The sequence below is a fragment of the Mesorhizobium sp. C277A genome, assembly GCF_040324395.1.
In the GTDB taxonomy this organism is placed as follows: domain Bacteria; phylum Pseudomonadota; class Alphaproteobacteria; order Rhizobiales; family Rhizobiaceae; genus Mesorhizobium.
In genome coordinates, this window is sequence record NZ_JAMYVW010000002.1 from 3,302,528 (window position 1) to 3,328,983 (window position 26,456).

The following is a 26,456-nucleotide window of genomic DNA, read 5'->3' on the forward strand; positions in this document are numbered from 1 at the left end:
TTAATAATGAAATCAATGGTTATGGTGGGCCCGGAGGGACTCGAACCCCCAACCAAGCGGTTATGAGCCGCCGGCTCTAACCATTGAGCTACAGGCCCCACGCGCGCTGGATTAGTGTTTTTCCTTGCGCGGCACAAGGCTTTCCGGACGGGCTGGCCGAGATCGCCCAAATCAGCCCATATTCGCGCCCTAGTCGACAGGCGCGACTGGATCGCACACCGAGGAGATTTTCATGACCAGACATATTTTGCCGCTCGCACTTGCCGCCGCGATCGCTTTTCCGGCGATGGCAAGCGCTGCCGATTCGCTGCCCCCGCCCCGCATCATCGTGTCGGGTGAAGGCCAGTCGACCGTGGCGCCTGACCTGGCGCTGCTGACGCTCAGCGTCATGCGCGAGGCCAACACCGCACGCGCGGCACTCGACGCCAACAACGACGCCATGGCCGCCGTGATCGCGGCAATGAAGTCGGCAGGGATCAAGGACCGCGACCTGCAGACCGCCGGCATCCAGATCAACCCGCGTTACAACTACACCAACAAACCGGACGGCAGCCAGGAAGCCGAGCTTGTAGCCTACCAGGTGACCAACACACTCTCGGTGCGCATCCGCGACATCGACAAGACAGGTGAGATTCTCGACAAGGCTGTGTCGCTCGGCGTCAACCAGGGCGGCGGCATTTCGTTCTCCAACGAAGACCCGAAAGCTGCCGTCACCGAAGCCCGCAAGAAGGCGGTCGCCGATGCCATGGCCAAGGCCAAGACGCTGGCCGAAGCCGCCGGCGTCAGCATAGGCCGGGTGCTGGAAATCACCGACCAGAACGTTGCGCCGGCGCCGATGCCGATCAATGCCAAGGCCTTCGATGCGGCAGGCGCCGCGGTTCCCGTGCAGGCCGGCGAGAATGCCTACGCCGTGCAGGTAACAGTGACATTCGAGCTTAAGTAGCAGGCCGCCGGGCCGGGCGCGGTTCTGCTGAACCCGTCGGCCGGAACCGCAGATTTCCGACATGAAAAACCCCGGAGGACTGGCCTCCGGGGTTTTTTCGAGCCGCACCTTTCCGCGGAGGGAAAGGGGCTCCTGGCTGACCCTAGAAGGGTCATGCCGCTACTCCAGGCTGATCCTCGCGGAGGATCATGCCTCCGGATCGACCTTCGCAGAAGGTCGTATCCCAGACTGATCTTCGCAGAAGATCAGTCTGGTTCTCTTAGCGATAGATAACCGGGCAGCCGCGCTCATTGGCGAACACGACCACCACGCGATCGCCATACTGGCGGCCGGCGACCTTCACCACGCGGCGATTGACATCGACGATGCGGACGCGGTGCAGGCCCATGCGCTCGGCCTTGTCGAGAGCGCGGTCCGGCGAGCAGCGGCGCCAATTGCGGTCACGGCGAAAGCCGTCCTCATCGTCGCCGGTGTAGACGCCGACGCGGCGGTCATGGTTGTTGCCGAAGCCGAGATAGATCGAGTCCGCCTGAGCGGGCACTGCGGCAAGGGTGCCGAGAGCTACGAGACCCGAAAGGGCTGCCGTCTTGAATGAGTTGAACATTGTCTTCTCTCCTTGTTGAGGGCTTGCGCCCGTCTTGGTCGAACCGATGGGGGGAGAATGCTCCTTGCAATCTGAACTCTTCGCGAACCGGCCGTTCATTTTCGGTTAATCTAACCGACAGGTTGAAAGCAACCGCCCCTTCCACCGCTGCAAACGATCCTGACCGTCAAAAACGTCCAATGGCGCAGAACGCCCTATGGCAACGTCCGTTCCAGAATGCTCAGGGCTCGTCGTCGAGCATATAGTCGAAATAATCGTCCGGCTCGGCCAGATCGGTCTCACTGGCGCGGACGCGGCCGCGCATGGAGATGCCGGCATCATGAACGGTCTCGGCACTTCCCGACACCAGCCTGTGCCACCAGTAGAGGTCGTGCCCCTCGGCAACCAGCCGGTAGGCGCAGGTTTTCGGCAGCCAGGTGATGGTGCGCACATTCTGCGGCGTCAGCCCGACACAGTCGGGCACGCGCGCCAGCCGGTTGGCATAGTCCGAACAGCGGCAGCTTTGCCCATCGAACAGCCGGCAGCCGACTGATGTCCAGTAGATCTCGCCGGTATCCTCGTCCTCGAGTTTAGACAGGCAGCATTTGCCGCAGCCGTCGCACAGCGATTCCCACTCGGTGGGCGTCATCGCTTCCAGCGTCTTGATCTTCCAGAACGGCGTTTCCATTATGGGCTGAGATGTGGCCTCCGCATGCGGCAAGGTCAAGCTGTTGTGTGACTTCAAATTCCGGCCGCACCATAGGAAAAACATGAAGTTGCCTTCAAAACGCCGGTCAATCGTCCTTGGGTGCGGGTAATGCCTGCAAACCGGAACCAATCCGGTCAAGGACAGTTTGGGCAGGGATGGGACCCCACAAGGAGAATTTAAGATGAAACGCCAACCACGGGTACTGGCAGGTACGGCACTTGGCCTGCTTATGGCATCCGCGCCGTTGGGCGCATCCCCGTTGCAGGGCAACGCCGTTTTCGGCCCCTTGCAGCACACGGCCGCGCCACTGATCCTGGTCCAGGACGACCCTGCTGCAGATGGTCAGCAGACCGACCAGGAACTGCCGCGCAAAAAGAAACGCCAGCAGGCCGAACAGGCAGCGCCGGCCGCCGAGCAGCCTGCACCGGCTGCAGAGCAACCCGCCCCTGCCGCCGAGGAACAACAGCCGCGCAGGAAGAAGCGAGATCAGCAGCAGACCGAGCAGGCCCCGGCCGAACAGGCCGCACCTGCCGCCGAGGAACAGCAGCCGCGCAAAAAGAAGCGCAATCAACAGCAGCAGATCGAGGCGGCGCCTGCGGATGAGGGCGGCGCCCAGGCAGCGCCGGCGACCGATGAGCAGCCGCTCAAGCCACGCAAGAAGAAGCGTGACCAGCAGCAGATCGAGGCAGCACCGGCTGAACAACCGGCCGAACAGGTAGCTCCGGCAAATGAAGAACAGCCGCTAAAGCCACGCAAGAAGAAGCGCGACCAACAGCAGATCGAAGCGGCGCCCGCTGAACAGCCGGCCCAGCAGCCTGCCGAGCAGGCAGCGCCCACCGAACAGGTGGCGCCGGCAAACGACAACAAGTCGGGCAAGAAAAAGCGCAAGCAGGATCAGCAGATTGAGGCCGCGCCTGCCGACAAAGCGCCAGACGTCAAAGTTGCGCCTGCCGGAGAGCCCGCGCCGCAGGCCGAGCCGATTCAGCCCCCGGCCGATCAGCAAGCGGCTCCCGCCGAAGGTGAACAGCCGAAGGATCAGGCGAAAAAGCACGGCAAAAAAACTGTCAGCGAACAGCCGGTGACGGGCGAACAGCAGCCTGCGACCGGTGAACAACAGCCTGCGGAGCAACCGGCCAATGCCGAGCAGCCCGCGCAAGGTGAGACGCCGGCGCAGGGCGAAGCCACGGCCAACCCCGACGAAGCACCCATTCTGGACAGCCAGAAGGATGCCAGGCGCAAGCACCGCAAGGACCAGGGCGGCAACAGCCAGAATGGCGACGGCCAAAATGGGAACGGCCAGAATGCTGGGGGGCAGACGGGCGAGCAGCCCGCGCAGGGCGGCACCGAGGCGCAAGCCCCGAAGCCGGCTCCGGTCGACCAGGGACCGCCGCCCACCGACGACAAGTCGGCTCAGCAGGCAATTCAGCCAGAAAAGATCGCCCCGGTGACGGAGGAAAAAGGCAAACGCGTAGAGCGTGCACCCGATGAGAACGTCCGCGACCGCCGGCGTCCGAAAGGCGTCGACGTCGTCAAGGAACTCGGCGACCGCGTCATCCTGCAGTTCAACAACCAGACGATCGTGGAAAGCAATGACGCTCCGCGCATGCACCGCGGCGCCAGGAATGTTTACTATGAGGAACTGTCGGGCGATCGCTCTCGGGAAATCGTCGAGCGCGACAATGGCATCCAGATCGTCACCATCCGCAACCGCAATGGCGACGTCATCAGGCGATCGCGCATCACGCCGGATGGGCACGAATATGTGCTGAGCTATGTCGACGAGCGCAGCTATGACGACGACAATGACTGGCGCGATCCCGGTGACGACCTGCCGCCGATGCGGCTCACCATCCCGCGCCGCGAGTACATCCTCGATTCGGAAGATGTCGAAAGCCCGGACGATTATTACGAGTTCCTCGAACAACCGCCGGTGGAGAAGGTCCAGCGCCTCTATTCCATCGACGAAGTGAAGCGTTCGGCGCGCGTGCGCGACATTGCCCGTCGCGTCGACCTCGATACATTGAACTTCGAGTTCGGCTCGGCCTCGATATCCGACACCGAAGTGCAGAAACTGGAAGGCGTCGCCACGGCCATGGAGAAACTGTTGAAGAAGAACCCGGCCGAAACCTTCCTGATCGAAGGCCACACCGATGCGGTTGGCACGCCGGAAGCAAACCTTGCTCTGTCCGACCGGCGCGCTGAGTCTGTCGCCGAAGCGCTGACCAATGCCTTCGGGATCCCGCCGGAAAACCTGACCACTCAGGGCTATGGCGAGGAATACCTGAAGGTCAACACCACGGCGCCCAACCGCGAGAACCGCCGTGTCGGCATCCGTCGCATCACCTCGCTGGTGGCACCGGTGGCGAGTAACAATTGATCTGCTTTCCAATGGCTTGAGCAGCTTTCTGGAATCAGATCGACAACAAGGACCCATCCCGGCAGATCGGGATGGGTCGAGCTGCGGACAGCAATCCCGGTTCAGCAAGAATTGTACTGGTATTAGAACCGGCTCATTGAATAGAGCGGCCGCCCTCCCCAGATCAAGCCTGGGCGTTCCCTGCCCCGTCCCGACTCCAGCGGGATGCATTGAACCCCGCCGGCCCTCCCGGCGGGGTTTTTTTGCGTCGCAATTTGCATTGCAAACTGCGGCAAGCTGATCGAAATACCCCAGTCGACCTCAGAAAGCTGACCGGAACCGCTGCATGAAACGTCTCGAACTCGCCATCGAATCGATCATCCTCGCCTCACGCTGGCTGCTGGTGGTTTTCTACATCGGGCTGGCCCTAGCGCTCGCCGTCTATGCGCTGTCCTTCGGCAAAAAACTCTACGAGTTCGTCATGGTCGCCTTCACACTCGACGACACCGACACCATCCTGAAGATGCTCGGCCTCATCGACGCCGCACTTGTCGCCTCGCTGGTGGTGATGGTGATCATCTCCGGCTACGAGAATTTCGTCAGCCGCTTCGACGACCAGGATGGCGGTGTGCACTGGCTGGGTACGATCGATGTCGGTTCGCTGAAGGTCAAGGTCGCCTCGACCATCGTCGCTATTTCCTCGATCCACCTGTTGCAGGTGTTCCTGAATTCGTCTTCCTATACGATCGACCAGCTGATGTGGCTGACCATCATCCACCTCGCTTTCGTCGTCTCGGCGCTGATGCTGGCCTATATCGACCGGCTGATGGGACTGAGCAAAGGCAAGAAGGGCGAGGAGTGATGAGCCCCTTTCTCGGGGAGGTGAGGCTGGTCCGCACAGCGGGCGAAAAGCCAATTGCTTGGTTTTTCGAAAAACGCCGGCAGGTGGATGAGGAAGCAGCGCCGTCGGCCCGTGATTTCCGTCAGTAGATGCTTTTGACGTTCGTCGGCGAATTGGCAAATACCGCGTCCGGCACGAAAAAGTCGCCGGCCAGCGGCCCGGTCGCGCCCGGCGCATAGACCGCGAAATCGGTCACGCCCTCGGCCCGCAGCACCTCTTCATCGATGTAGAAATTGCCTGATGTCTCGCGCGATGAGCGCAGGAAGATGGCGTGTGCGGCATCGGCCATGATGTCGGGCAAGCGGCTCATCGCCGCCACCGTCGCGCCGCCGAGCAGATTGCGCACCGCAGCCGTGTCGATGGTCGAGATCGGCCACAGCGAATTTACCGCGATGCCGTCCTTGGCAAACTCGGCGCTCATCCCCAGCGTGCACATCGACATGCCGAACTTGGCCATGGTGTAGGCGACGTGGTTCTTGAACCATTTGGCCTTCATATCGAGCGGCGGTGCCAGATTCAGAATATGAGGATTCTCAGCCAACTTCAGGTGGGGAACGCACATTTTCGACACCAGGAAGGTGCCGCGCGTGTTGATCTGGTGCATCAGATCGTAGCGCTTCATGTCCGTCTCCAGCGTGCCGGTGAGCTGGATGGCGCTGGCATTGTTGACGCAGATATCGATGCCGCCGAACTTTTCGACGGTCTTGGCAACCGCCTCGGCCACCTGCGCCTCCTCGCGGATGTCGCACAAAACAGGCAGCGCCTTGCCGCCGGCCTGCTCGATCTCCTCAGCTGCCGAGTAGATCGTGCCCGGCAGCTTCGGATGCGGCTCGGCGGTCTTGGCCGCGATCGTCACATTGGCGCCGTCGCGCGCAGCTCGCAGCGCGATCGAAAGACCGATGCCGCGCGACCCGCCGGAGATGAACAGCGTCTTTCCCTTGAGCGACATGTCTTGGCACCTCCCTTGCTACATCACTGACGCGAACCATTGCGCGGCGGCAATGCACTGCGCAAGGCCTCGGCAGCCTGCAACGGGTTACGCAACGTAGGCTCAAATGGATAAGGGGGTTAGACCAGCACCAGGCCCTGCCGCATCGCGATCGCGATGGCATCCGTGCGGTTCGCAGCACCCAGCTTGATCAGGATCGCGGCGACGTGGAACTTTGCCGTGTGCACGGAGATGTTCAGCCGCCGCGCGATCACCTTGTTGGGCGCGCCTTCGGCCAGCAGCGCCAGCACTTCGGCCTCGCGCGGCGACAGCGCCGGACGGGCGGTAGCGCCATCGTCCAACGGCTCCTCGCCGAACAGCCCGCTATGGCTTCCGCCGTTGGCGGCGCCATCGAAATCGTCGTGGCGAGCGGGCGTCGAACGCCCATCCCTGGACACCCGGTAGCCGGCCGCCGCCAGTCTGACGGCAGCCGCGATCAGATTCGCATCCGACGCCAAAGGCAGCACGGCAAGCACCCGGTTTTCCGGCCGGCCAGCGCTCGCGGATAGCAGCACCCGTGGGATTGCGCTGTTGCCACCATCGGCCCGATCGAGCCAGGCCGCACTGTTCGCAACAGCGTCATCGACGACAGCGACGTCGGCAATCCCGCTGCCGGCCACGACCGGAAGCAGATCGTCCGCCATGGCAAGCGAAGCTGACAGGCGCTCGGCACGCGCGGCATCGTGCAGCGCGATCAGCACCACGAGCTGGCGTCCGCCGCCCGCCACCTCCGGCCCACCCACCTCCGGCCCACCCGCCTCCGGCCCACCCGCCTCCGGCCTTGTCAGCGTGTCGCTTTCCATCGGCCCTCTCAGCTCAGCGGTTTTTCACCGACGGGCAGCGCGACGTCGCGCTGCTCGCCGCCGCGCACCACGCCGAGCGTCACCGCGGCGCCCGCGCTATCCGGCCCAAGCTTTCGGATCAGTTCGCGCGGGCCGTGCACGGCCTCGCCATTCCACGCCACGATGATGTCGCCCAGCGCAAGGCCGGCGGCCTTGGCCGGACCATTTTCGTCGAGGCTCATGACCATGGCGCCGCGCGCCGCGCCGTCACGGATCGGGTGCAGGCCGGCGCCGAGATAGCCGCGCGCGACATGGCCCTTTTCACGCAGCGTCGCCACGGCCCGCTCGATCGTCTCATAAGGCATGACCAGCGCACGACCACGTGGCCCAAACAGCAGCATGCCGATCAGCGCGCCCTTGGCGTCAAGCACCGGCCCGCCCTCGAAACGGCCGCCGGCATTGACGGCGAGATTGATGCGCCGATCGATGGTGCCGCCGCGCATCGAGCGCCAGGCGGGGCCGACCTCGCCGACCGAGCCCGAGACAGCCAGCGCCGAGCCCTGACTGCTGCCGACAGCGATGGCGACGTTGCCCGGCCGCACCCCATCCGCCTTGGCGAGCGCAGACGCCGCGGCCGCGCCGGCCGGCTTCAGAAGCGCTACGCCGGTCGACGGATCGCGACCGACCAGTTCGGCCTTCACCGCTTCGCCCGAAGCCAATGTCAATTCGATCTCCTCACCGGCCTCGACAGCTTCCTCGGCGGTGACGAAATAGCCGTCACGCCAGTGGAAGGCGCTGGCGGTGCGATGGTGATGGGTGGTGAAACTTGCCGTTGCCGGCGCAGCCTTGGCGGCGAGATCGGCGATGGCCTCGGAAAATGCATTAAGGTTGAAGTCACTCATGATGATCTCCTGGGTTTTCTCATGCCCCAGATATCGCTCGGCAGTGCGCCCGGAGGTACTCGTCTGACGGCTAGTTACTGGTGTGACTGGCCATCTGGTCAGGTCGCGGCAGTTCGAGCCGCTCCGCACATATAGTCATCATCGCGCCTGAAAACACGGAGTCCCGCCAATGGCCCTCGCCGCCCACAAATTCGAAACCGACGACACACTGCTCGACGCCTATTCGACGACAGTCGCCGACGCCGTCGACCGCATCGGCCCAGCCGTCTGCCGCATCGAGCGCGTCGGTGGCCAAGGTGGCCATGGCTCCGGCTTCGTCATCGCGCCGGACGGGCTGGTCGTTACCAATTTCCATGTCGTTGGCGATGCCAAAACGGTGCGCGTCTCTATGCCCGACGGCGCCTCCAGCGAAGGCCGCGTGCTAGGCCGCGACCCTGACACCGACATCGCGCTGGTGCGCGCCGATGGCAGCTTCACCGAAGTCGCGCCGCTCGGCGATTCCAAGCGGCTGCGGCGCGGCCAGATCGCCATTGCCATCGGCAATCCGCTCGGCTTCGAATGGACCGTAACGTCAGGCGTGGTCTCCGCACTTGGCCGTTCGATGCGCGCCTCGACCGGGCGGCTGATCGACGATGTCGTCCAGACCGATGCCGCGCTCAATCCCGGCAATTCCGGCGGACCGCTGGTGTCGTCGCCAGGCGAAGTCATCGGCGTCAACACCGCCATGATCCACGGCGCGCAAGGCATCGCCTTCGCGGTCGCTTCCAACACCGCCAACTTCGTCATTTCGGAGATCATCCGCTTCGGCCGCGTGCGGCGCGCCTTCATCGGCATCTCGGCCGACACCACCAGTTTGCCGCGCCGCGCAGCGCTCCTGTCGCAGGTGACCACCAGTACTGCGGTGCGGCTGCGCAGCGTCGAGAAAGACGGACCCGCGGCGAAGGCCGGCCTCAGGGAAGGCGACATCATCGCGGCGATAGACGGTCGCCCGGTCACCGGCGTCGACGACCTCGTGCGCATGCTCGACGCCGAACGCATCGGCCGCGAGACGCTATGCACAGTGGTGCGCCGCACCGGCGTCAGCCAGGTGACGGTGACGCCGGTAGCAAGGGCGAGCTGAGCCTTTATCGAGGCTTGAGCACCCGCCCGAGCAGCGACACCAGCAGTCGCGCAAGGTCACCGGTCGGGTCGAGGTCGGGATCGTAGATCGTCATGTCCAAGCCGGTGCAGCGCTGGTCCGCTGCCAGCGCCGACAGAATGGCAACGAGTTCATCGGGGTCGATGCCGGGGCTGCCGGGCGAATCCACCGCCGGCATCACCGTCTGGTCGAGCACATCGACATTGAGATGCAGCCAGTAGGGACAGCCGGCGCGCGCCAGCGTCGCTCTTGTCTTTTGCAACACTCCAGCCGCGCCGAGTTCCTGCGCGGCAAAGACGTCGATGCGCGTTACGGCGGTCGCATTGATGTCGGGCCAGGCAAAATCGGCATCGCGGCTCTCGCGTTCGCCGATCTGAACCACCGCCTCGTCGGCGACGAGCGGACCGACAACACCTGGCCATTGCGCCAGCAAAGCCTCGCCGCGTCCGGTGGCAAGTGCCAGATCCATGCCGGCAACCGAGCCGAGTGAGGCATTGACATCGTAGTTGCCGGGATGGCGGAAATCGCTGTGGCCATCGAAATGGATCAGGGCGACTGCGCCCGAGCGCCGCGCGGCGACCAGTGCGCCAAGCAGGATCGAGCAGTCGCCGCCGATGATCAGCGGGAACTCGCCTTGCCCAAGCGCACGGGTGACGATCTCGGCAAGATCGAGGTTGAAGCGGCGGATCGCCGGACCATTACGCAGCCTAGTGCCCGGTTGCGGTTCGGTACTGTAGGCGGGTCTGTCGAGATCGACCACCCGCCCCGGCGCCAGCGACTCGATCAAACCAGCTTCGCTCAGCGCCTGCGGCGCACGCCAGGTGCCGGGCACATGGCCCGGCTCCAAGGGCCGAAGGCCGAGATTGGATGGCGCACGAACAAGGCAGATGTCACGCATGCGGCAGGCCCAGCTTCAACATCACCAACATAGACCGCATGGTGCGGGTCCGGCCACAGCGGCCGGAGCCGCTGCCGACATTTGCTGCCATTGTTCAGGCGCCCGCCGCGCCCGCCGCGAATTGCGCCTGAAATTCCGGGCTGAGCGGGATCGGCTTGATGACGTCGATCAGCACGCCATTGGGATCCCTGGTGATGAAATGGCGCTGGCCGAAGGGTTCGTCGCGCAGCGGGCACAGGATCGGCAGGCCGGCCGCAACGATCCGTTCATAGACAGCATCAGGATCCCTCACCTCGAAATTGATCAGCAGCCCCGATGTGCGGCCGCGCCCCCCCTCGGGGATCGTCTCGTGGTCGCCCTGGACGATACCGAGATTGACCCGGCGATCCTCGGCAGACTGCAGATGCACATACCAGTTGCTCGCAAACAGCGGCTTGAAGCGGAAGTGATTGATATAGAAGGCTTTTGTGCCGGCTACGTCGCCCGTCATCAGCACCGGATAATAGCTCGTCGTCTTCATCTTTCTTTCTCCCGTTAGCCAACATACAGTTTGCATGTAATTCGAAATAACATACAGGCTGCATGTATGCAACGAGAAACCCCGCGCCGCTCCAACCGCGACCGCACCGAAGCGACGCGCGCCGACCTGATCGCTGCGGCGCGCAAACTGTTCATCGAAAAGTCCTATGCCGAGACCGGCACGCCGGAGATCGTTGCGGCCGCCGGCGTCACCCGCGGCGCGCTCTATCACCACTTTGCCGACAAGCAGGCGCTGTTTGCCGCCGTGGTCGAGCAGGAGGCGGCGGCGGTGGCGCAAGAGATCGAGCGCGCCTCGCCGCCTTCTTTGTTTGCCCGCAATGCGCTGATTGCCGGCTCGGACGCCTATCTCGCCGCCATGCGCGCGCCCGGCCGCACGCGGCTTTTGCTGCTCGACGGGCCGGCCGTGCTTGGCCGCGCCGCCATGGATGCGATCGACAATCGCCACGGCAACCGGTCGCTGCGCGAAGGCCTGGTTGCGGCAATGCGCGAACAGTCGATGACCAGACTGCCGGCCGATGCGCTGACCGCTTTGCTCGCCGCTGCCTTCGACCGCGCAGCACTTGCCGTCGAGGCCGGCGCCTCGGCCGAAGACTATCGCGCCGTGCTCATGGCTCTGATCGATGGGCTGTCTCCGGCTCATCCTCAGGCAGGTCGTCCGGGTCGAACTCGTTGAAGCAGCCGAGCTGGCGTTTGAACTGGTCGATCAGCCAGGCCGCCGCCGGTTTCGGGCTGCGGTCGGCGCGGTGCATGGCATAGAGCGATGAGCGCACCTCGCTAAAGGGTTCAAGGTCGAGTTCGACCAGCCTGCCGCTGGCCAAATCGTCCGCGATCAGCCAGCGCGGCAACCCGCCCCAGCCCAGCCCCTCGCGCATCAACGTATGCTTGATACGCACATCTGTCAGCCGCCATGTACGATAGGCAAAGACGCCGAAGTCGCGTCCCTTGGTGCGTTCCGACTGGTCGCTGACAACCAGCTGGGTGTGCTCTCGCGCATCCTCGAGCGCCACCGGTTTCGGCAGCAGTGCCAGAGGGTGGGTGGGGGCGGCAGCCAGCACGATCGACATGAAGCCGATGCGCACGAGATGCACGTCGACCTCGCCCAGCAAGCCACCGATGCCAAGATCCGACTGTCCGCTGACGACATGGTCGGGGATCAGACCGAGCGTGCCGATATGCAGTCGCATCATCACGGTCGGGAACTGCGCCTCGAACGCCTTCAGCACCCGCACCAGCACCGGCGAGGGCAGCGCCGCGTCAACCGATAGCGCAACTTCAGCCTCCAGCCCCTGATGGTGACCGTCGGCACGCGAACGGATGCGCTGCAGCACGCCGACCATGCGCCGGGCGTCCTCCAGCATCGCCCGGCCGATTTCGGTCAGCTGCGGCTCGCGCGTGCCCTCGCGCTCGAACAGTTTCAGGCCAAGCTGCGCTTCAAGATTGGCGATGCCGTAGCTGATGACGGACTGCGCGCGGTTAAGCTTGCGGCCGGCGGCTGAGAAGCTGCCGGTGTCGGCGACCGCAACCAGGATCTGCAATTGGTCGAGCGTCGGATTGGGTTGCACGGCATACCTACTTTATGGATGGATCGTATAGAAAATATACCAGTTTTTTGAATGGGTCGGTAGGCTCATATCAGGCGGGAGAAATCAATTCCCACTGGAGAGAACCGCTATGTCTATCCTGCTTGTAACCTCGAGCCCGCGCGGCGCTGCCTCGCACTCGACCCGTATCGCTACCGAATTCGCTGAAAAGCTCGTCGCCGCCGACCCGTCGAATACGCTCGTCGTACGCGACCTCGTGGCCAACCCGCTGCCGCACATCGACACCGATTATGCGACCGGCATCTACACCCCCGTTGAAGCCCGCACGCCGCGCCAGGCCGAAGTCGTCGGCGTCTCCGACATCGTGCTTGACGAACTGTTCGCAGCCGACACCGTGATCCTGGCCACCGGCTTCATCAACTTCAACATCTCCTCAACCCTGAAGTCCTGGGTCGATCACATCTCCCGCTCCGGCAAGAGCTTCTCTTATGGCGAGGGTGGTCCCAAGGGCCTCGTCACCGGCAAGAAGGTCTATATCGTACTCGCCTCGGGCGGCATCTATTGCGAAGGTGCGGCCGTGCAGTTCGATCACGCCATCCCCTATCTGCGCGGCGTGCTCGGCTTTCTCGGCATGACCGATGTCGACGTCATCCGCATCGAAGGCGTCGGCATGGGCCCTGATGCCGTCACCGCCGCACTTGCCAAGGCGACCGCCAAGGTCGATGCCGTGGTGGCCAAGACCGCGAGCGCGCAAATCGCCGCGTAAGCACACCCCGTCATTCGCATTGAAAAGGCGGGCGCTTCGGCGCCTGCCTTCTTGCTTTCCGGGGCCGAGAGCAGGGTCCACCGGCAGATGGCGTGGTGTTCGTGGCGGGGTTTTCGATGGCTGCCAACTATTCTTGCCCGTTCATCAGCTGGCCCTCATAGGCTTGGAGCCCCCGGCATCGCCATCGGATTTGCCGTTGGTCCACGGCCAATCTGTTTTTGCACCGACGGATCGGGCTAAACTCGTGCAACCCTGTCAAAACAGAGAGGCAACTTATGGCCGAATGTCCGAGTGGAGGAGAGAACAACGGAATTGTCGCAAGCGCTGTTGCCGACGATGATCCGCGTCTCGCGTTCATCTATCAGGAGGCGGTGAGAGGTCTCACTCAACAGCAGACGCTTGTGGAGAACATGAGCACCCGCGCCGGCAGCCTTGTCTTTGCCATCGCATTTGCCAACTCGCTACTCGGCGGTGCGGCGCTTTCCAACGGGCTTGGGCTTTGGGATTGGACCGCAGTGGCCCTGTTGTTCGGCATCGGCGGGCTGATCGTCTTCATGCTTTGGCCCTATCACCAATATACATTCCGCTTCGATCCGGAAGATCTGCTTGATCAATATGTCGACGGCGACAGGCCGACGACAATGTCGGCCATGCGCCGCGCGCTTGCCCTTCGGATCAAGGCGGACATGGCCGGCAACTGGCGAATTATCCAGCGGCTCCGGCTGGCGTTGCAGATTGCGCTGGTTTTTCTGCTGCTCGACATCCTGGCTTGGCTTTTGGCAATTGCGGGCATCTGATCACGTCTCAAGGTGCACCGGCGTCGGTCGCGCATCATACCTGCGTCCTAGGAAATGGACAGGATCTCAAGTTCGCGCGGCCCTAGCTGGACAAAGTCGCCAACGGTTTTTCCGGTCAGCGCGATGGCAACCGGCGAACCATGCGATATGGAAGCTTCAGACGGGTTGGCCTCATCCTCTCCGACGATGCGGAAGGTCTGAGTGCGGCCATCATCACGTTTGAAGGTAACGGTGTGCCCGAAGGCGATCACCTCATTAGAGGTGGGCACCGGCATAAGCTGTGCCGTACGGACGCGCTCGGCATAGTAACGCATATCTCGAACCGGAACCGCTGACTGGCGTCGCCGCTCATTGACATCTTCCAGCACGCTAGCGGCCTCGAGAGCTTGCTGGGCGCGAGTCAATTCAACCTGCAGCGTCTTGAGGCCCGCTTCCGTGACAAGGTTGACCCGATCGGAGACAGGGCGAGCCGGCAGGATGGTTTCCGATGCTGCCTCGGCGCTTTCCTCCTTGGCAAACGCTACGCTCAATTGTCGATACTTTCTGCTTGCGGCCCACTGCCATTATTCGAGATTCTGGCGACGGATGACCGGCGCAAAACCTATGTTCGGCGCCTCGACCAGTTCGGCCCTTACCCGAACATCCTCTCGCCTTGCTCGTCGACCAGTTGCATGCCCTTCTTGATCGAGATGTCGACGGCGTCGTCCAGTCCGGCAAAGCGATCGGCGCGGATGAATTTGTGTTCCTTCATCACGCCGTCGACTTCCTTCGAAACCACGCCGCAAGTTTGGTACTGGCCGCCCTCCGCCTTGTAGGGCGTGGCGCTGATCAAAAATCCCTTGTGCTCAACCTGCTTTGCCGGTGCTGCGCTCTTGGGCTCGCCCCCCTCACCGCCACCACCGAAAAGACGCTTCAGAAAAGACATGGGGCTTCCTCCAACGGCAATCATCCTGCACCACGTCTCGCGGTGCAGGATGATTTTCAGTACCGTTCCTCAGTCGAACGGGCAAGCGTTCTCGCCAGGGGTCAACCGCGCGATAGCGCTTCCAGGGCTTCAGCGGCGGCTTCCAGGACTGCAATCGCCTCGGCCTGCTTTTCAGCCGGCGCGTCGACGAGATCGCCGAGCGCGGCACGCAGCCGGTGGCGCACGGCGCGGAACTCGTCGCGGGCTTCCGAGCGACCCCGTCCACCACGCCGTCCGCCTTCCTCGCCGTCGTCGTTCCAGCCGAACCAGTCCCGCGCTTTGGCCATCTTGCGGCCGAAGCGCTCGAGATGCTCGAGCACGCCGTCGATCATCTCGCGGTTCTCGGCGAGATGCGCCTGGCCCGCCTCGGTGATCGAAAACACCTTCTTGTTGCCGTCGGCGGCTGAAGCCGCATAGCCGGCCTCTTCCAGGAAGGTCAGCGTCGGATAGACGACGCCCGGGCTCGGGCTGTAGATGCCGCTGGTGCGCTCTTCCAGCGCCTTGATGATGTCGTAGCCGTGGCGAGGCGCCTCGGCCAGCAGCGACAGCGTGATCAGCTTGAGATCGCCGTCGGCCAGCATGCGCCCGGCGCGAAACATGTCGCCCGGGCCGCCGCGTCCACCGCCACGTCCGCCGTGGCCGAACGGACCAAAGCCGCTGCCCCCTCTTCCACCAAATTTGCCTGCCATGTGCAGGAATGCGCGCTCGGCGCGCTCGCCAAAGGGATGATGTCTGTGCATGAATTGCTCCTTGAGTTATATCTTACGATACATCTTAATTAGGCTTGCCCCGCCGACGAGTCAAGATATATCTTACGATGTATCTAAAGGCGGCGCCAGAAGGTTGATTTCGCCGCCGCCGGCAGCTAGAAAGCGCGTGAGGGCCAAAACCTCTCCGTAAGCGTCTGACGTCAAGCAACGCATCCACCCCGGTCTTTCCGGGCAGTTCCGCCGGAAACCCGGCGCAATGGATGCCAAATGCGACGGACCGGATGTTTCAGGAAAATCCAAAAATGACCACGAACCGTAAGCGCGGCAAGCTGCCGGCGCGCTATGCCGCGATCGTCAGCCCGCTGGTGCTGTCGCTGCTGATGACCTTCATCGTCTCGTTCATATCGACGCTGAAAAGCCTTGGACTGCAACCTGATTTGCCGGCTGTCTGGCTCACTGCCTGGGGCCTGTCCTGGCTGGTAGCGTTCCCAACGTTGCTCATGGTGCTGCCGGCGGTGCGCCGCATTGTCGGCTGGCTTTGCGAGCCGGCGTCCCGGTAACGCCCATGACGGTAAGGCCCGCAGATATCTTCGGGCCTTGCCTCGCTACCAGCGGCCCTTGCGCCGGTTCCAGGCATAGAGAAGATCGGCGAAGCGATTGTACGCGAACCGCGTCAGCGGCAGCGCGACCGGATTGCCGAAGAGCGTCGCCAGCCAGCCCTCGCCCGGCGTCGCCCGCCAGACGGCAACCGCGACATCGGCGCCGACCAGCAGCCTGCCTTCGGCATCGGTGGCATGCAGCCGGCGGCGTATGTCCTCCAGCGAGGCGCTGTAGCCAGAGAGCGCCGCCGGTTCGAGGTTGATGTCGCGGAATTCGATCCGCCCGGCCTTGATCGCCTCGATCAGCCGCCGTTTCTGCCGGGTGATGCCGCCATCGCAAACCGGGCAGCGTGTGTTGTACCAGACGGTCAGCGCAGGCTTGGACATGGCGCGACTATCGCCTTGACGGCACGGCCCCGCAATATGACGCCGAGCCGCACGGACCCACGCCCAGCGCTATCCAAGCGAAGTGACGATCTCGCGATAGGCAAATTCCGGGAAAGCCTTGAGCGTTCGCGTCTTGACGCTGCCACCCGTTGCCAGCATCAGGGCGAAACGAGCAAGCACAGCATCGTCGGGCGCCTCGATAATCGCCACCATGTCATATTCGCCCATAGTCAGGTAAAACGCCTTGAACGAGCCGCCCATGTCGGCCAGTTGCTTCTTGGCGGCATCGAGCCGCTTCGGCGACTCTCGGATATTTCTGGCGCCCTGTTCCGTCCAGTTCATCAGCAGGATGTAGGTTGTCATCACACACCTCCCTCCGGCGCCACGGAGCACGGCTGAGGACATCAGCCGGGGCGGACATCCGGTTTTTCGCCCAGAACATGCATCCGACCAGGCAAGTATCCTCCCGACGGAGATGGGCGACAAGAGCCTTCACCCGGCAACAAAAAGGGCGCCATCGGCGCCCTTTTCGAATGCTGGTCTGTTGCCGGTATCAGCTGTCGAGGAAGCTCCTCAGCTTGCGGCTCCGGCTCGGGTGCTTGAGCTTGCGCAGCGCCTTGGCTTCGATCTGGCGGATACGCTCGCGCGTCACCGAGAACTGCTGGCCGACTTCTTCCAGCGTGTGGTCGGTGTTCATGCCGATGCCGAAGCGCATGCGCAGCACCCGCTCCTCGCGCGGCGTCAGCGAGGCGAGCACCCGCGTGGTGGTCTCGCGCAGATTGGCTTGGATCGCCGCATCGATCGGCAGGATCGCCATCTTGTCCTCGATGAAATCGCCCAGATGCGAATCCTCTTCGTCACCCACAGGGGTTTCGAGCGAGATCGGCTCCTTGGCGATCTTCAACACCTTGCGCACTTTTTCGAGCGGCATTGCGAGCTTTTCTGCCAGTTCCTCCGGCGTCGGCTCGCGGCCGATTTCATGCAGCATCTGGCGCGACGTGCGCACGATCTTGTTGATCGTTTCGATCATGTGCACCGGGATGCGGATGGTGCGCGCCTGGTCGGCAATCGAACGCGTGATCGCCTGCCGGATCCACCATGTCGCATAGGTCGAGAACTTGTAGCCGCGGCGGTATTCGAATTTGTCGACCGCCTTCATCAAGCCGATATTGCCTTCCTGGATCAGGTCGAGGAACTGCAGGCCGCGATTGGTATATTTCTTGGCGATGGAGATGACGAGGCGCAGATTGGCCTCGACCATTTCCTTCTTGGCGATAGCGGCTTCGCGCTCGCCCTTCTGCACCTGGTTGACGATCTTGCGGAATTCCAGGATCGAGATCGCCGTCTCGGTGGCGAGGTTCTGGATTTCCGAACGCAGATCCTTGATCGCGTCCTTCTCGTTCTTGGTGAATTCCTTCCAGCCGCGCGAGGTCAGGTTGCCGATCGAGCGCGTCCAGTTCGGGTCGAGCTCGGAACCCTGATATTCCTTGAGGAACTCCTCGCGGCGCACGCCATAGCTTTCGGCCAGGCGCAGCAGCTTGCCTTCGTTCTGCACCAGCCTCTTGTTGATGTCGTAAAGCTGCTCGACCAGCGCCTCGATGCGCGCCGTGTTGAGCGACAGCGACTTCACCGCCTTGATCAGCTGGTCCTTCAGCTCCTTCAGGCGGCGGTCCTGGCTTGGCGACAGCGTGCCGGTCGCGGCCAGACGGTTCTCGACCTGCTGGTCCTGCAGCTTGCGCAGCTTCTTGTAGGTGTCGGCGATGACGTCGAGCGTCTCCATCACCTGCGGGCGCAGTTCCGCTTCCATCGCCGCCAGCGACAGGCTCGCCTCGTCCTCGTCTTCCTCGTCGTCATCGACTAGGCCGCGCGTGTCGGCGCCGACATTGGTGATGTCGTCTTCCTCGTCGCGTCCACGCCTCGGCTTGTCCTCGGCCTTGGGCGCCTCCTCGATGCGCTCGACCACCGGCGCCTGCTTGGCTTCGGGGCCGGCATAGGTGGCTTCGAGGTCGATGATCTCGCGCAGCAGGATCTTGGATTCGTTGAGCTCGTCACGCCAGATGATGATGGCCTGGAAGGTCAGCGGGCTTTCGCAGAGGCCCGCAATCATCGTCTCGCGGCCGGCCTCGATGCGCTTGGCGATCGCGATTTCGCCCTCGCGCGACAGGAGCTCGACCGAGCCCATCTCGCGCAGATACATGCGCACCGGGTCATCGGTGCGGTCGGTCGGCTCTTTCTTGGTGGTCGTGGCGGCGACGGCGGTGCCGGTCTGCTCGGCCAGCTCGTTGGCGTCTTCCTCGGCGTCGGCATTGCTGTCGGCGGCCTCGGGCTCCTCGCTCTGATCGTCGTCCTCGACCACGTTGATGCCCATGTCGGACAGCATCGCATTGATGTCTTCGATGCGATCCGGATCGGTCTCTTCCGACGGCAGCACCGCGTTCAGTTCGTCGAGAGTCACATAGCCGCGCTTCTTGGCGGCCTTGATCATCTTCTTGACAGCATCATCGGAAAGGTCGAGCAGAGGCCCATCGGTGGCGCCTTCACGTTCGGTCTCGACCTCTTCCTTTTCCTTTGTCGCCATAGTCTTTATCTTCTCCTAGCGGCCGAGCATCGAAGCCGCGTAGCTGCCGCACCGGTCAAACTACATGCGCTGGTGGCGCATAACCGGGCCGGTAACCGAATCAACTCTTTTGTTTGTTCATATCGTGCCCCCAAAACCGGTTTTCACTTTTGGGCGATATGCATTAAGTCCAGATTAACCCTGATATCTGTGGCAGGCTGTCAGCCTGTCCAGTGATCAGCACCTCGCGTCAGTGCATTTCCATCGACGCCGGCGCGGGTTAAGGTTTCGAATCGTCCTGATTCCGTCATTCTGCCAGAAGGTCAAGCGCCTCTCGCATGATTCGCATCAAAAAAGCGAATCAATTACCCGACTTAGAGGCGTCGATTCGACGCGCAGCACGTACAACATTCATTCTTGCGCAGGTTTCGACCTAGACGCGCCCACCCCTGCCCGAGGATACACCGAACCCTTCGATCAGCGCTTCCGTTGCTTGTACATCACGGAATTGCGCCTGAATCTCGATGAGGTGCCGGTAGTTTTCGTCAGTGGGATCGCTGGCGAGCGCTGCTTCCGCCTGTTTCAGTTCCTTATGTAAGGTGCGCGCGCTGCGCTGCAAGTGCAGCGCCTGGTTGAAGGCGTCGCGGGCATCGTCAAGCGCTGCGGTTTCCAGCGCGGGCCATTGCCTGGCCCGTTGGATGAGCGCCACGGCGCGCCCCCAGATATCGCTGCAGCCGGCACGTTCGATGGTGGCGATCACCGCGCTACGGTCATTGGCCATGTCGTGCGCCATCGCATCGAGGATGGCGGCGTGCAGCCGCTGCAGATCGGTGTTGGCGAGATCGAGGAACTCGACATGGGCGAAGTTCTCGTCGATCAGCGCCGGATGGTTGACGAGGGCTACGATGATCGTCGCCTCGCGCACCGACATCATCTCGCCACCGCGTTTGACCATGGCGGAGCGGCCGAGGCTTTCGGTGATCGCGGCGCGCGCGCCTGCCCCGCTGCCTTTGGCGAACTGTCCGCCGGGTGCGGGCGTTTTGCCCTGCCCCGGTTTCCAGTCCTGGCGACCTTGCCGCACTTCGCGCTGGGCGCTGAAGAAGGTCAGCTCCCGCTCGCGCATCCACTGCTGGTAGTGGTAGCGCTGGCTCTCATCGCGGATGCGGCTGGTCAGTTCGCGCAGCGTCTTTGTCAGCCCCGCCCGCCGCTCCGGCGTGTCGAAGACGCCACCGGATGTCTCACGCATCCACAACAAATCAGCGAGAGGCCGCGCTTCCGCCAGCACGGCACGAAACGCGTCCGGCCCTTCTGCCTTGACCAGATCGTCGGGATCCTTGCCCTCCGGCAACAGCGCAAAGCGCACCGACCGCCCGGCCTGCACCGACGGCAGCGCGAGATCCGCGGCGCGCCACGCCGCCTTCAGCCCGGCCTGGTCGCCGTCGAAGCACAGCATCGGCTCAGGCGCCATGCGCCACAGAAGTTCGAGCTGGTTTTCGGTGAGCGCGGTGCCGAGCGGCGCCACGGCGTTCTCGAAGCCGGCCTGCGCCAGCGCGATCACGTCCATATAGCCTTCGACGGCAATCACCGTGCCGCCTTTTGCCAGCGCTTTGCGGGCGCGGGCGAAATTGTAGAGCACATTGCCCTTGTGAAAGAGCTCGGTGTCGGGGGAATTCATGTATTTGGCCAGCGCATCGGGCGCCAGTGCCCGGCCGCCGAAGGCGATGATCTTGCCGCGCGAATCCGGGATCGGGAACATGATGCGATCGCGGAACCAGTCATAGGAGACCGGGATGTCGTCGCCATGACGCACCAGCCCGCAGGCCTCGATGTCGGCCTTGGGCACACCCTTGGCGGCAAGATGTTCCTTCAGCGCATTGCGGCTGTCGGGCGCAAAGCCCAGCCGGAACGATTGCTGCGTCGCCGGCGTCAGCCCGCGATCCCTGAGATAGGCGCGGGCTTTTGCACCCTCCGGTCCTTGCAGCCGCTCCTGGAAGAAGGCAGTCGCCATCTCCATGACGTCGGTCAGACTGGCGCGTTCCTTCTCACGCTGTTCTTCCCGCTCGTCGCGCACCGGCATCGGCACGCCGGCCATGTCGGCGATCTTCTCGACCGCTTCGGGAAAGCTTAATCCGTCGAGCTCGGTCAGGAACTTGAAATGATCGCCCGACACCGAACAGCCGAAACAGTGATAGCGGCCCTTCTTGTCCTCGCAGTGGAAGGAGGGGCTCTTTTCGCCATGGAACGGACAACAGGCCCAATAGTCGCCGCGCGAGGCGTTGGTCTTCTTCCTGTCCCATGCGACGCGCTGGCCGATGACCGATGAAATCGGCACACGGTCGCGTATCTCATCGAGAAAGGCGGGCGGAAAGCGCATTGGGGAACTCGTTTGTCCCTCATATAATCATGCGCGCGGAATCCGACGACCCTTATTGCGGACCATACCCGGTTTCCACAGCCAAAAAGCCCGGTTTCTACAGCCAAAAGAAAGGCGGCCGTTTCGGACCGCCTCCTTTCAAGTCTCTGCATTGCGCCGGCGAGGCCGGGCTTAATGCGCGGCAATGGCGCCGAAGATGATGCCGGACAGGACGCTGACCAGCACATAGTCGTTGCCGACGCGGATCCATTCCTGGCCGCGGCCGGGGCGATGCAGGCCATAGCGGCCATAATCGCGGATCGGCTGGTGCCGCTTCCAGCTGGAATATTTCCGGCCATTGCGCCAATGGCTGCGCTTGACGACCACCGTCTTCTTCACGACGCGCTTCCTGACATCGACATGCTTGCCGGGCCTCTGCCAGTCGACCTGCGTGTAATTCGACTGCGGTGCGACCGGTGCGTTCACCGGTGCGGCCTGGCCGGTAAGCGAAGTGGCGGCCAGCATCGAGAAAGCGAGGGCGGAAAGAACAATACGTTTCATAGCGGGGCTCCTTGGTTGTCGATGCCTAGGGAATAGCGCCCGAAGGATGAACCGAAACTGAACACTAGCATTACATTTACGTAATGAAATCCGGTGCTTATCCTGGATATTTGAACATCATCGCAAAGGCGATTGCCGGGAGTCCGGCAAACCGGGACGATCCGCTGCCATCACCAGGGATCCGCCATGCAACCATTTGCGCATCCGTCCATTTTCCGACACGCCCTGTCGCGCCGCGACGGCTCTTGAAATCGACAAGATTTTATTACCCGGCTAAAATATTCCGGGATATTGTTCAAGACTGTCATGACCATGATTCGCAGCCCCGTTTTCCTCCCTGCACTGCGCGCCCTCCGCGTCGCGGTCCCTGTCTGCGTGCGGGTTTCGAAATGAGCGGCTCCGTCGTCCTGCTGCATCTGGCGGGCGCGGTGGCGCTGATGTTGTTTGCCACCCGCATGGTCAAGACAGGCGTCGAGCGCGCCTATGGCGACGTGCTGCGTCACCGGCTGCGCTCCACCATGCGCAATCCGATCATGGCGGTTTTGGCCGGCTGCGGCCTGTCCATCGCGCTGCAGAGCTCGACCGCCGTCACGCTTCTCGTCGGCTCCTTCGCCGGCGCCGGCATCGTCTCGGGCATGTCGGGCCAATTGGCTGTGCGCGGCGCCGAGATCGGCTCGGCGCTGGTGGTCAAGCTCTTGACCTTCGATCTGACTCTGCTGGTGCCGATCTGCCTCGTCGCCGGCACGGTCATGTTCATGGCCACCGAGCGGCGCGACTGGCGCCAGTTCGGCCGCATCCTGGTCGGCATCGGCCTTCTGGTACTGTCGCTGGAGATGATCGGCCAGGCCTCGGAGCCGCTGCGCCAGAGCACGCTGATGCCGCTCATCATCGAATATTTCTCCAGCGACTACGTCACCGCCTATCTGCTCGCCGCGCTCGTCACCTGGCTGTTCCACTCCTCGATCGCCGCCGTGCTTTTGATGGTCACGCTGGCCGGCCGCGGCTTCATCCCGCCCGAACTCGGCATCGTGCTGGTGCTCGGCGTCAATCTCGGCTCGTCGATCATCGCGCCGCTGCTCACCCGAAGTGCCGAACCTGGCGTGCGCGTCGTGCCGATCGGCAATCTGTTGATGCGCGGCATGGGCTCGCTGGTGATGCTGATCCTGTTCATGACGCTGAAGCCACCGGTCGCCTTCCTCGGCGCCACCGTGCCCGACCAGATCGTCAACGCCCACATCCTGTTCAATGTGCTGATCCTGCTCGCCGGCCTGCCGCTTGCCAGCCTGATCTATCGTGCCTCTGAGAAGATCGTCGCAATGGGCACCAAGCCGGCGCCTGCTACAGAGCTCGATGTGGTCGAACTCTCCGCCCTCAACGACGGCGCGCTCGACGTTCCGAGCCAGGCGCTGGCCAACGCCACCCGCGAGGTGGTGCGCGTCTGCGAGACGGTCGAGATCATGCTCAAGCGCATCATCGAGCTGTATGAAAGCGCCGACGGCGACAAGATCAAGGCGCTGGCCGCCCTTGACGACCGCGTCGACAGGAAGCACGCGGCGATCAAGCTCTATCTGGCCAAATTGACCAGGAACTCGCTCACAGAGGACGAGGCGCTGCGCTGCCAGGAGCTGATAGGCGCCTGCGTCAAGCTCGAGCAGGTCGGCGACATCATCGTGCGCAACATGCTGGTGCATGTGAAGAAGAAGTTCGAGCGCGGGCTGGAGTTCACGCCCGAGGGCTGGAGCGAGCTGCTCGCCTTTCACACCTCGGTGCTGGCCAATGCCAGGCTTGCCTTCAACGTGCTGGTGTCGCGCGACCCTGAGACTGCCCGCCAGCTGGTGCTGGAAAAGGACCGGCTGCGCGACCGCGAAAAGGAAACCAGCGCCAGCCATTTCGTGCGCCTGCGCGACGGCACCGCCAAGAGCGTCGAGACAAGTTCCATCCACCTCGACACCATCCGCGACCTGAAGCAGATCAACTCGCTGCTGGCGTCGATGGCCTATCCGGTGCTGGAAGAGCGCGGGTTGCTCGGCGGCTCCAGGTTGAAGGCGAGCTGATCAAGAAAACCTAAACCGGCCGCAAAAATTTCTGCATTGCCGGCAAGCGCCATCCATGATTTGAGGCCAACTCATTCAAGGATCGCTTCCGCGCCATGCTTCCGCTCATTGCCCTGTTCATCGCCGCCTTCGCTTTCGGCACCACCGAATTCGTCATTGCCGGCGTGCTGCCGCAAGTGGCCGACGGCCTTGGCGTTTCGATCCCGACCTCCGGCTATCTCGTCTCAGGCTATGCCGGCGGCATCGCGATTGGCGGGCCATTGCTGGCGCTCGCCACCAAGGGCATTTCCCGCAAGACGCTGCTGCTTTGCCTGACCGTCGCCTTCACCATCGGCCAGGCCGCTTGCGCGCTGGCGCCCGATTTTACCTCGATGCTGCTCTTGCGCATTGCGGTCGCCGTCGCACACGGCGCCTATTTCGGCGTCGCCATGGTGGTGGCTGTCGGCCTCGTGCCCGAGGACAAGCGCGGCATGGCCGTGGCTGTGATCCTCTCCGGCCTCACCGTATCCAATGTCATCGGCGTGCCGGCCGGCACCGCAATCGGCAATCTCTGGGGCTGGCGCGCCACCTTCTGGGTGATGTGCGCGCTGGGCGTGGTGGCGTTTGCCGCCATGGCCGCCCTCCTGCCGCGCAAAACGGGCGCATCGAGCCCATCCACCAGCCTTGGCAGCGAGGTTCGCGTGCTGGCGCGCCAGCAAGTCTGGACCTCGCTGATCCTGATGCTGATGTTGATGATCGGCCAGTTCGGCCTGTTCACCTACATCACCCCGACACTGCTTGAGGTGAGCCATCTCGACGAGAGCCTGATCCCCTGGGTGCTGCTGCTCAACGGCGTCGGCGCCACGGTCGGCGTCTTTCTCGGCGGCAAGCTTTCCGATTGGAAGCTGATGCCGTCGCTGATCACCATGCTTGCGCTGCAGGCGGTGATGTTGGGCGTGATCTATGCCGTCAGCCCCTACCCCGTGCCGATGGTCATCGCCATCGTTGTCTGGGGTGGCCTCAACTTCGCCATAGGCACGCCGATCCAGACCCGCATCCTGGCCTGGACGGCGGACGCCTCCAACCTCGCCTCCTCGCTCATCCCCTCCGGCTTCAATGTCGGCATCGCGCTCGCCGCGTCGCTGGGCGCTGCCATGCTCAATGCCGGCTACGGCTTTCGCAGCCTGCCGGTTGTGGGCGCTGCCGCCATGCTGGTGGCGGTGGTGGTGGCACTTGCCTCCTACATCTGGGAGGGGCGCAGCCGGGCAGCGCCACCGCTGCCAGCAGCGGCCGAATAGCGTCGGACTACAAATCGATCCGGAACAACAAACTCTCGGCGCCGCCATACGCGGCGTCCTTGATGAACGGACCGACCACACGGCCGCCATTGGCCAGCACCACCTTCTGCGAGGCCGGATTGTCGAGGTCGGTGGTGATCTCGACATATGGCAAACCAACAGCCCTCGCCTCGTCCAGCATCAGCCGCAGCGCCTCGGTCGCATAGCCTCGTCCGCGCTTCCACGGCACCACGGCATAGCCGATATGGCCGAGCACATGCGACGGCAGCGCGGCCGTACCCGGCTGCCAGCGAAAGCCGATCGAGCCGGCGGCCTCGCCGTCCCAGATCCAGCGCCGGAACCCCGGGAGCCGCGGCACGGTCGTGCCGTCCGGCAAGGTAATCGGGCCTCCTTTGGCCTCGGGATCGTCGAGGCTGGCAAGGAACGCCGCGGGATCCTCGTCGATCGCCGCAAGTTGCTCGCGCGTCGCTTCCATCAGCCGGACATTGTCCGGCGACCAGCCACGCTCGAGCGCCGCCTTGTAGGAGGGCAGATGTTCGAGCGTGGGTTTGACGATTTCGATTATGGTGGGGCTCTCCGGCAGGTCAAGGCTTGGCTCGCTTAAGCCGGTGCGGACCGTTTCTTGCCCAGAGGTGATGTCCCGCCCCCTGCTCTCCTTCGCCACTGACGCGGTGTCGGCTCTTACTGCAGCAGGCCTTTGACGATGCCGCTGGCCTTGCCGAAATCCATCTGGCCGGCATATTTTCTGCTTCAGCGCGGCGATCACCTTGCCCATGTCCTTTTGGCTGGCGGCACCGGTCGCAACGATCGCCTCGCGCGCCGCAGCTGTTACGGCGGCGTCGTCCAACGGCGTCGGCAGGAAGCCGCGGATGATCTCCATCTCGCCACGCTCCTGCGCCGCCAGTTCCGGGCGCTTGCCGTCCTCGAACGCCTTGGCCGATTCCTCGCGCTGCTTCACCATCTTGGCCAGGATCTGCAGGATCTCCTCGTCGCTGGCGGGGTCCTTGGCCGAGCCGCGATTGGCGATGTCGCGGTCGTGGATGGCGGCCTGGATCAGCCTGAGCGTCGGCAGGCGGTGCTTGTCCTGCGCCTTCATCGCGCTTTTCAGGGATTCAGCGATTTTTGCGCGCATGATGCTTTCTCCTTCGAA

The 26,456-nt window shown here is 63.3% G+C and carries 27 protein-coding genes, 1 tRNA gene and 1 pseudogene; 10 read left to right on the forward strand and 19 right to left on the reverse strand.

What is annotated here, in order from left to right:
• Positions 1-22 precede the first annotated feature (22 nt).
• Positions 23-98, reverse strand: a tRNA-Ile gene (locus tag NKK52_RS16285).
• A 134-nt stretch (positions 99-232) separates the two neighbouring features.
• Between NKK52_RS16285 and NKK52_RS16290 the strand changes: the two genes are divergently transcribed.
• Positions 233-943, forward strand: a complete 711-nt coding sequence (locus NKK52_RS16290) for an SIMPL domain-containing protein (RefSeq protein ID WP_023686087.1) — start codon at positions 233-235, stop codon at positions 941-943.
• 259 nt (positions 944-1,202) lie between these two features.
• Here NKK52_RS16290 and NKK52_RS16295 read toward each other — a convergent pair whose 3' ends face one another.
• On the reverse strand, positions 1,203-1,547 hold the full coding sequence (locus NKK52_RS16295) for a hypothetical protein (protein WP_023672466.1): 345 nt from the start codon (positions 1,545-1,547) through the stop codon (positions 1,203-1,205).
• Positions 1,548-1,767: 220 nt separating this feature from the next.
• Positions 1,768-2,214: a YcgN family cysteine cluster protein gene (locus NKK52_RS16300; RefSeq protein ID WP_023686086.1), complete on the reverse strand. Its 447-nt coding sequence runs from the start codon at positions 2,212-2,214 to the stop codon at positions 1,768-1,770.
• A 202-nt stretch (positions 2,215-2,416) separates the two neighbouring features.
• On the opposite strand from NKK52_RS16300, the gene NKK52_RS16305 reads away from it, so the two are divergent.
• Both NKK52_RS16305 and NKK52_RS16310 read left to right on the forward strand, forming a co-directional pair.
• Positions 2,417-4,612, forward strand: a complete 2,196-nt coding sequence (locus tag NKK52_RS16305; protein WP_023686085.1) for an OmpA family protein — start codon at positions 2,417-2,419, stop codon at positions 4,610-4,612.
• Between the two features lie 325 nt (positions 4,613-4,937).
• Positions 4,938-5,453 carry a TIGR00645 family protein gene (locus NKK52_RS16310; RefSeq protein WP_023672463.1) on the forward strand — a complete coding sequence of 172 codons (516 nt, stop codon included), beginning with the start codon at positions 4,938-4,940 and terminating at the stop codon, positions 5,451-5,453.
• A gap of 121 nt (positions 5,454-5,574) precedes the next feature.
• On the opposite strand, the gene NKK52_RS16315 is transcribed toward NKK52_RS16310, so the two are convergent.
• The 3 genes from NKK52_RS16315 to NKK52_RS16325 all read right to left on the reverse strand — a co-directional run bounded on the left by NKK52_RS16315 (position 5,575) and on the right by NKK52_RS16325 (position 8,164).
• Positions 5,575-6,441 carry an SDR family oxidoreductase gene (locus NKK52_RS16315; RefSeq protein WP_023686084.1) on the reverse strand — a complete coding sequence of 289 codons (867 nt, stop codon included), beginning with the start codon at positions 6,439-6,441 and terminating at the stop codon, positions 5,575-5,577.
• A gap of 119 nt (positions 6,442-6,560) precedes the next feature.
• Complete coding sequence (locus NKK52_RS16320) at positions 6,561-7,283, reverse strand: helix-turn-helix transcriptional regulator (protein WP_156939328.1); 723 nt, start codon at positions 7,281-7,283, stop codon at positions 6,561-6,563.
• Between the two features lie 8 nt (positions 7,284-7,291).
• On the reverse strand, positions 7,292-8,164 hold the full coding sequence (locus NKK52_RS16325; protein ID WP_352629367.1) for a S1C family serine protease: 873 nt from the start codon (positions 8,162-8,164) through the stop codon (positions 7,292-7,294).
• Positions 8,165-8,333: 169 nt separating this feature from the next.
• Between NKK52_RS16325 and NKK52_RS16330 the strand changes: the two genes are divergently transcribed.
• Positions 8,334-9,284 carry a S1C family serine protease gene (locus NKK52_RS16330; protein ID WP_023683805.1) on the forward strand — a complete coding sequence of 317 codons (951 nt, stop codon included), beginning with the start codon at positions 8,334-8,336 and terminating at the stop codon, positions 9,282-9,284.
• A gap of 4 nt (positions 9,285-9,288) precedes the next feature.
• Here the strand turns inward: NKK52_RS16330 and NKK52_RS16335 are convergent, their stop codons facing one another.
• Both NKK52_RS16335 and NKK52_RS16340 read right to left on the reverse strand, forming a co-directional pair.
• The gene (locus tag NKK52_RS16335) at positions 9,289-10,200 is read right to left on the reverse strand and encodes an arginase family protein (RefSeq protein ID WP_023683804.1); all 912 of its coding nucleotides are present in this window, start codon (positions 10,198-10,200) and stop codon (positions 9,289-9,291) included.
• A gap of 94 nt (positions 10,201-10,294) precedes the next feature.
• Positions 10,295-10,720 (reverse strand): VOC family protein, encoded by a 426-nt coding sequence (locus NKK52_RS16340; RefSeq protein ID WP_023672457.1) that lies wholly within the window; start codon positions 10,718-10,720, stop codon positions 10,295-10,297.
• 66 nt (positions 10,721-10,786) lie between these two features.
• Between NKK52_RS16340 and NKK52_RS16345 the strand changes: the two genes are divergently transcribed.
• The gene (locus tag NKK52_RS16345; protein WP_023672456.1) at positions 10,787-11,413 is read left to right on the forward strand and encodes a TetR/AcrR family transcriptional regulator; all 627 of its coding nucleotides are present in this window, start codon (positions 10,787-10,789) and stop codon (positions 11,411-11,413) included.
• Here the strand turns inward: NKK52_RS16345 and NKK52_RS16350 are convergent.
• Positions 11,346-12,302, reverse strand: a complete 957-nt coding sequence (locus NKK52_RS16350) for a LysR family transcriptional regulator (RefSeq protein WP_023683802.1) — start codon at positions 12,300-12,302, stop codon at positions 11,346-11,348. The two genes, NKK52_RS16345 and NKK52_RS16350, sit on opposite strands and share 68 nt — an antisense overlap.
• 109 nt (positions 12,303-12,411) lie before the next feature.
• On the opposite strand from NKK52_RS16350, the gene NKK52_RS16355 reads away from it, so the two are divergent.
• Together NKK52_RS16355 and NKK52_RS16360 are read left to right on the forward strand one after the other, a co-directional pair.
• Entirely contained in the window at positions 12,412-13,047 is a 636-nt protein-coding gene (locus tag NKK52_RS16355; RefSeq protein ID WP_023683801.1) for an FMN-dependent NADH-azoreductase, read from the forward strand.
• Positions 13,048-13,265: 218 nt separating this feature from the next.
• Positions 13,266-13,844: a hypothetical protein gene (locus tag NKK52_RS16360; RefSeq protein WP_245260622.1), complete on the forward strand. Its 579-nt coding sequence runs from the start codon at positions 13,266-13,268 to the stop codon at positions 13,842-13,844.
• A 47-nt stretch (positions 13,845-13,891) separates the two neighbouring features.
• Here NKK52_RS16360 and greA read toward each other — a convergent pair whose 3' ends face one another.
• From greA to NKK52_RS16375, 3 genes are all read right to left on the reverse strand, one after another.
• Positions 13,892-14,374 carry a transcription elongation factor GreA gene (gene greA, locus NKK52_RS16365; RefSeq protein WP_023683799.1) on the reverse strand — a complete coding sequence of 161 codons (483 nt, stop codon included), beginning with the start codon at positions 14,372-14,374 and terminating at the stop codon, positions 13,892-13,894.
• A gap of 101 nt (positions 14,375-14,475) precedes the next feature.
• Positions 14,476-14,769 carry an HlyU family transcriptional regulator gene (locus tag NKK52_RS16370; RefSeq protein ID WP_023672451.1) on the reverse strand — a complete coding sequence of 98 codons (294 nt, stop codon included), beginning with the start codon at positions 14,767-14,769 and terminating at the stop codon, positions 14,476-14,478.
• 101 nt (positions 14,770-14,870) lie between these two features.
• Positions 14,871-15,548 carry a PadR family transcriptional regulator gene (locus NKK52_RS16375; RefSeq protein WP_023683798.1) on the reverse strand — a complete coding sequence of 226 codons (678 nt, stop codon included), beginning with the start codon at positions 15,546-15,548 and terminating at the stop codon, positions 14,871-14,873.
• Positions 15,549-15,820: 272 nt separating this feature from the next.
• Here NKK52_RS16375 and NKK52_RS16380 point away from each other — a divergent pair, with 272 nt between their 5' ends.
• Complete coding sequence (locus tag NKK52_RS16380) at positions 15,821-16,078, forward strand: DUF2798 domain-containing protein (RefSeq protein ID WP_023683797.1); 258 nt, start codon at positions 15,821-15,823, stop codon at positions 16,076-16,078.
• Between the two features lie 45 nt (positions 16,079-16,123).
• On the opposite strand, the gene NKK52_RS16385 is transcribed toward NKK52_RS16380, so the two are convergent.
• The 5 genes from NKK52_RS16385 to NKK52_RS16405 all read right to left on the reverse strand — a co-directional run bounded on the left by NKK52_RS16385 (position 16,124) and on the right by NKK52_RS16405 (position 21,975).
• Positions 16,124-16,504 carry a thiol-disulfide oxidoreductase DCC family protein gene (locus NKK52_RS16385; RefSeq protein ID WP_023683796.1) on the reverse strand — a complete coding sequence of 127 codons (381 nt, stop codon included), beginning with the start codon at positions 16,502-16,504 and terminating at the stop codon, positions 16,124-16,126.
• Between the two features lie 69 nt (positions 16,505-16,573).
• Positions 16,574-16,867, reverse strand: coding sequence for a GYD domain-containing protein (locus tag NKK52_RS16390; protein WP_023672447.1), 294 nt, complete (start codon positions 16,865-16,867; stop codon positions 16,574-16,576).
• Positions 16,868-17,057: 190 nt separating this feature from the next.
• Positions 17,058-19,082: an RNA polymerase sigma factor RpoD gene (gene rpoD, locus NKK52_RS16395; protein ID WP_023672446.1), complete on the reverse strand. Its 2,025-nt coding sequence runs from the start codon at positions 19,080-19,082 to the stop codon at positions 17,058-17,060.
• 412 nt (positions 19,083-19,494) lie between these two features.
• Positions 19,495-21,435, reverse strand: a complete 1,941-nt coding sequence (dnaG, locus tag NKK52_RS16400) for a DNA primase (protein WP_023683795.1) — start codon at positions 21,433-21,435, stop codon at positions 19,495-19,497.
• A 171-nt stretch (positions 21,436-21,606) separates the two neighbouring features.
• Positions 21,607-21,975 carry an RcnB family protein gene (locus NKK52_RS16405; protein WP_023683794.1) on the reverse strand — a complete coding sequence of 123 codons (369 nt, stop codon included), beginning with the start codon at positions 21,973-21,975 and terminating at the stop codon, positions 21,607-21,609.
• A 389-nt stretch (positions 21,976-22,364) separates the two neighbouring features.
• Between NKK52_RS16405 and NKK52_RS16410 the strand changes: the two genes are divergently transcribed.
• Both NKK52_RS16410 and NKK52_RS16415 read left to right on the forward strand, forming a co-directional pair.
• A complete protein-coding gene (locus NKK52_RS16410; RefSeq protein ID WP_023672443.1) occupies positions 22,365-24,029 on the forward strand; it encodes a Na/Pi cotransporter family protein in 1,665 nt (554 codons plus the stop codon).
• Between the two features lie 95 nt (positions 24,030-24,124).
• Positions 24,125-25,306 carry an MFS transporter gene (locus tag NKK52_RS16415; protein WP_023683793.1) on the forward strand — a complete coding sequence of 394 codons (1,182 nt, stop codon included), beginning with the start codon at positions 24,125-24,127 and terminating at the stop codon, positions 25,304-25,306.
• Between the two features lie 7 nt (positions 25,307-25,313).
• Here the strand turns inward: NKK52_RS16415 and NKK52_RS16420 are convergent, their stop codons facing one another.
• Positions 25,314-25,871, reverse strand: coding sequence for a GNAT family N-acetyltransferase (locus tag NKK52_RS16420; protein WP_023683792.1), 558 nt, complete (start codon positions 25,869-25,871; stop codon positions 25,314-25,316).
• Between the two features lie 116 nt (positions 25,872-25,987).
• Positions 25,988-26,438 (reverse strand): annotated as a pseudogene (locus NKK52_RS16425) (GatB/YqeY domain-containing protein).
• Positions 26,439-26,456: the final 18 nt, after the last annotated feature.

Bases quoted from the DNA above. Each gene is read 5' to 3' on its own strand.
- NKK52_RS16290 (WP_023686087.1), top strand. From the start codon at position 233: ATGACCAGACATATTTTGCCGCTCGCACTTGCCGCCGCGATCGCTTTT.
- NKK52_RS16295 (WP_023672466.1), bottom strand. From the start codon at position 1,547: ATGTTCAACTCATTCAAGACGGCAGCCCTTTCGGGTCTCGTAGCTCTC.
- NKK52_RS16300 (WP_023686086.1), bottom strand. From the start codon at position 2,214: ATGGAAACGCCGTTCTGGAAGATCAAGACGCTGGAAGCGATGACGCCC.
- NKK52_RS16305 (WP_023686085.1), top strand. From the start codon at position 2,417: ATGAAACGCCAACCACGGGTACTGGCAGGTACGGCACTTGGCCTGCTT.
- NKK52_RS16310 (WP_023672463.1), top strand. From the start codon at position 4,938: ATGAAACGTCTCGAACTCGCCATCGAATCGATCATCCTCGCCTCACGC.
- NKK52_RS16315 (WP_023686084.1), bottom strand. From the start codon at position 6,441: ATGTCGCTCAAGGGAAAGACGCTGTTCATCTCCGGCGGGTCGCGCGGC.
- NKK52_RS16320 (WP_156939328.1), bottom strand. From the start codon at position 7,283: ATGGAAAGCGACACGCTGACAAGGCCGGAGGCGGGTGGGCCGGAGGCG.
- NKK52_RS16325 (WP_352629367.1), bottom strand. From the start codon at position 8,164: ATGAGTGACTTCAACCTTAATGCATTTTCCGAGGCCATCGCCGATCTC.
- NKK52_RS16330 (WP_023683805.1), top strand. From the start codon at position 8,334: ATGGCCCTCGCCGCCCACAAATTCGAAACCGACGACACACTGCTCGAC.
- NKK52_RS16335 (WP_023683804.1), bottom strand. From the start codon at position 10,200: ATGCGTGACATCTGCCTTGTTCGTGCGCCATCCAATCTCGGCCTTCGG.
- NKK52_RS16340 (WP_023672457.1), bottom strand. From the start codon at position 10,720: ATGAAGACGACGAGCTATTATCCGGTGCTGATGACGGGCGACGTAGCC.
- NKK52_RS16345 (WP_023672456.1), top strand. From the start codon at position 10,787: ATGCAACGAGAAACCCCGCGCCGCTCCAACCGCGACCGCACCGAAGCG.
- NKK52_RS16355 (WP_023683801.1), top strand. From the start codon at position 12,412: ATGTCTATCCTGCTTGTAACCTCGAGCCCGCGCGGCGCTGCCTCGCAC.
- NKK52_RS16370 (WP_023672451.1), bottom strand. From the start codon at position 14,769: ATGTCTTTTCTGAAGCGTCTTTTCGGTGGTGGCGGTGAGGGGGGCGAG.
- NKK52_RS16375 (WP_023683798.1), bottom strand. From the start codon at position 15,548: ATGCACAGACATCATCCCTTTGGCGAGCGCGCCGAGCGCGCATTCCTG.
- NKK52_RS16380 (WP_023683797.1), top strand. From the start codon at position 15,821: ATGACCACGAACCGTAAGCGCGGCAAGCTGCCGGCGCGCTATGCCGCG.
- NKK52_RS16385 (WP_023683796.1), bottom strand. From the start codon at position 16,504: ATGTCCAAGCCTGCGCTGACCGTCTGGTACAACACACGCTGCCCGGTT.
- NKK52_RS16390 (WP_023672447.1), bottom strand. From the start codon at position 16,867: ATGACAACCTACATCCTGCTGATGAACTGGACGGAACAGGGCGCCAGA.
- rpoD (WP_023672446.1), bottom strand. From the start codon at position 19,082: ATGGCGACAAAGGAAAAGGAAGAGGTCGAGACCGAACGTGAAGGCGCC.
- dnaG (WP_023683795.1), bottom strand. From the start codon at position 21,435: ATGCGCTTTCCGCCCGCCTTTCTCGATGAGATACGCGACCGTGTGCCG.
- NKK52_RS16405 (WP_023683794.1), bottom strand. From the start codon at position 21,975: ATGAAACGTATTGTTCTTTCCGCCCTCGCTTTCTCGATGCTGGCCGCC.
- NKK52_RS16410 (WP_023672443.1), top strand. From the start codon at position 22,365: ATGAGCGGCTCCGTCGTCCTGCTGCATCTGGCGGGCGCGGTGGCGCTG.
- NKK52_RS16415 (WP_023683793.1), top strand. From the start codon at position 24,125: ATGCTTCCGCTCATTGCCCTGTTCATCGCCGCCTTCGCTTTCGGCACC.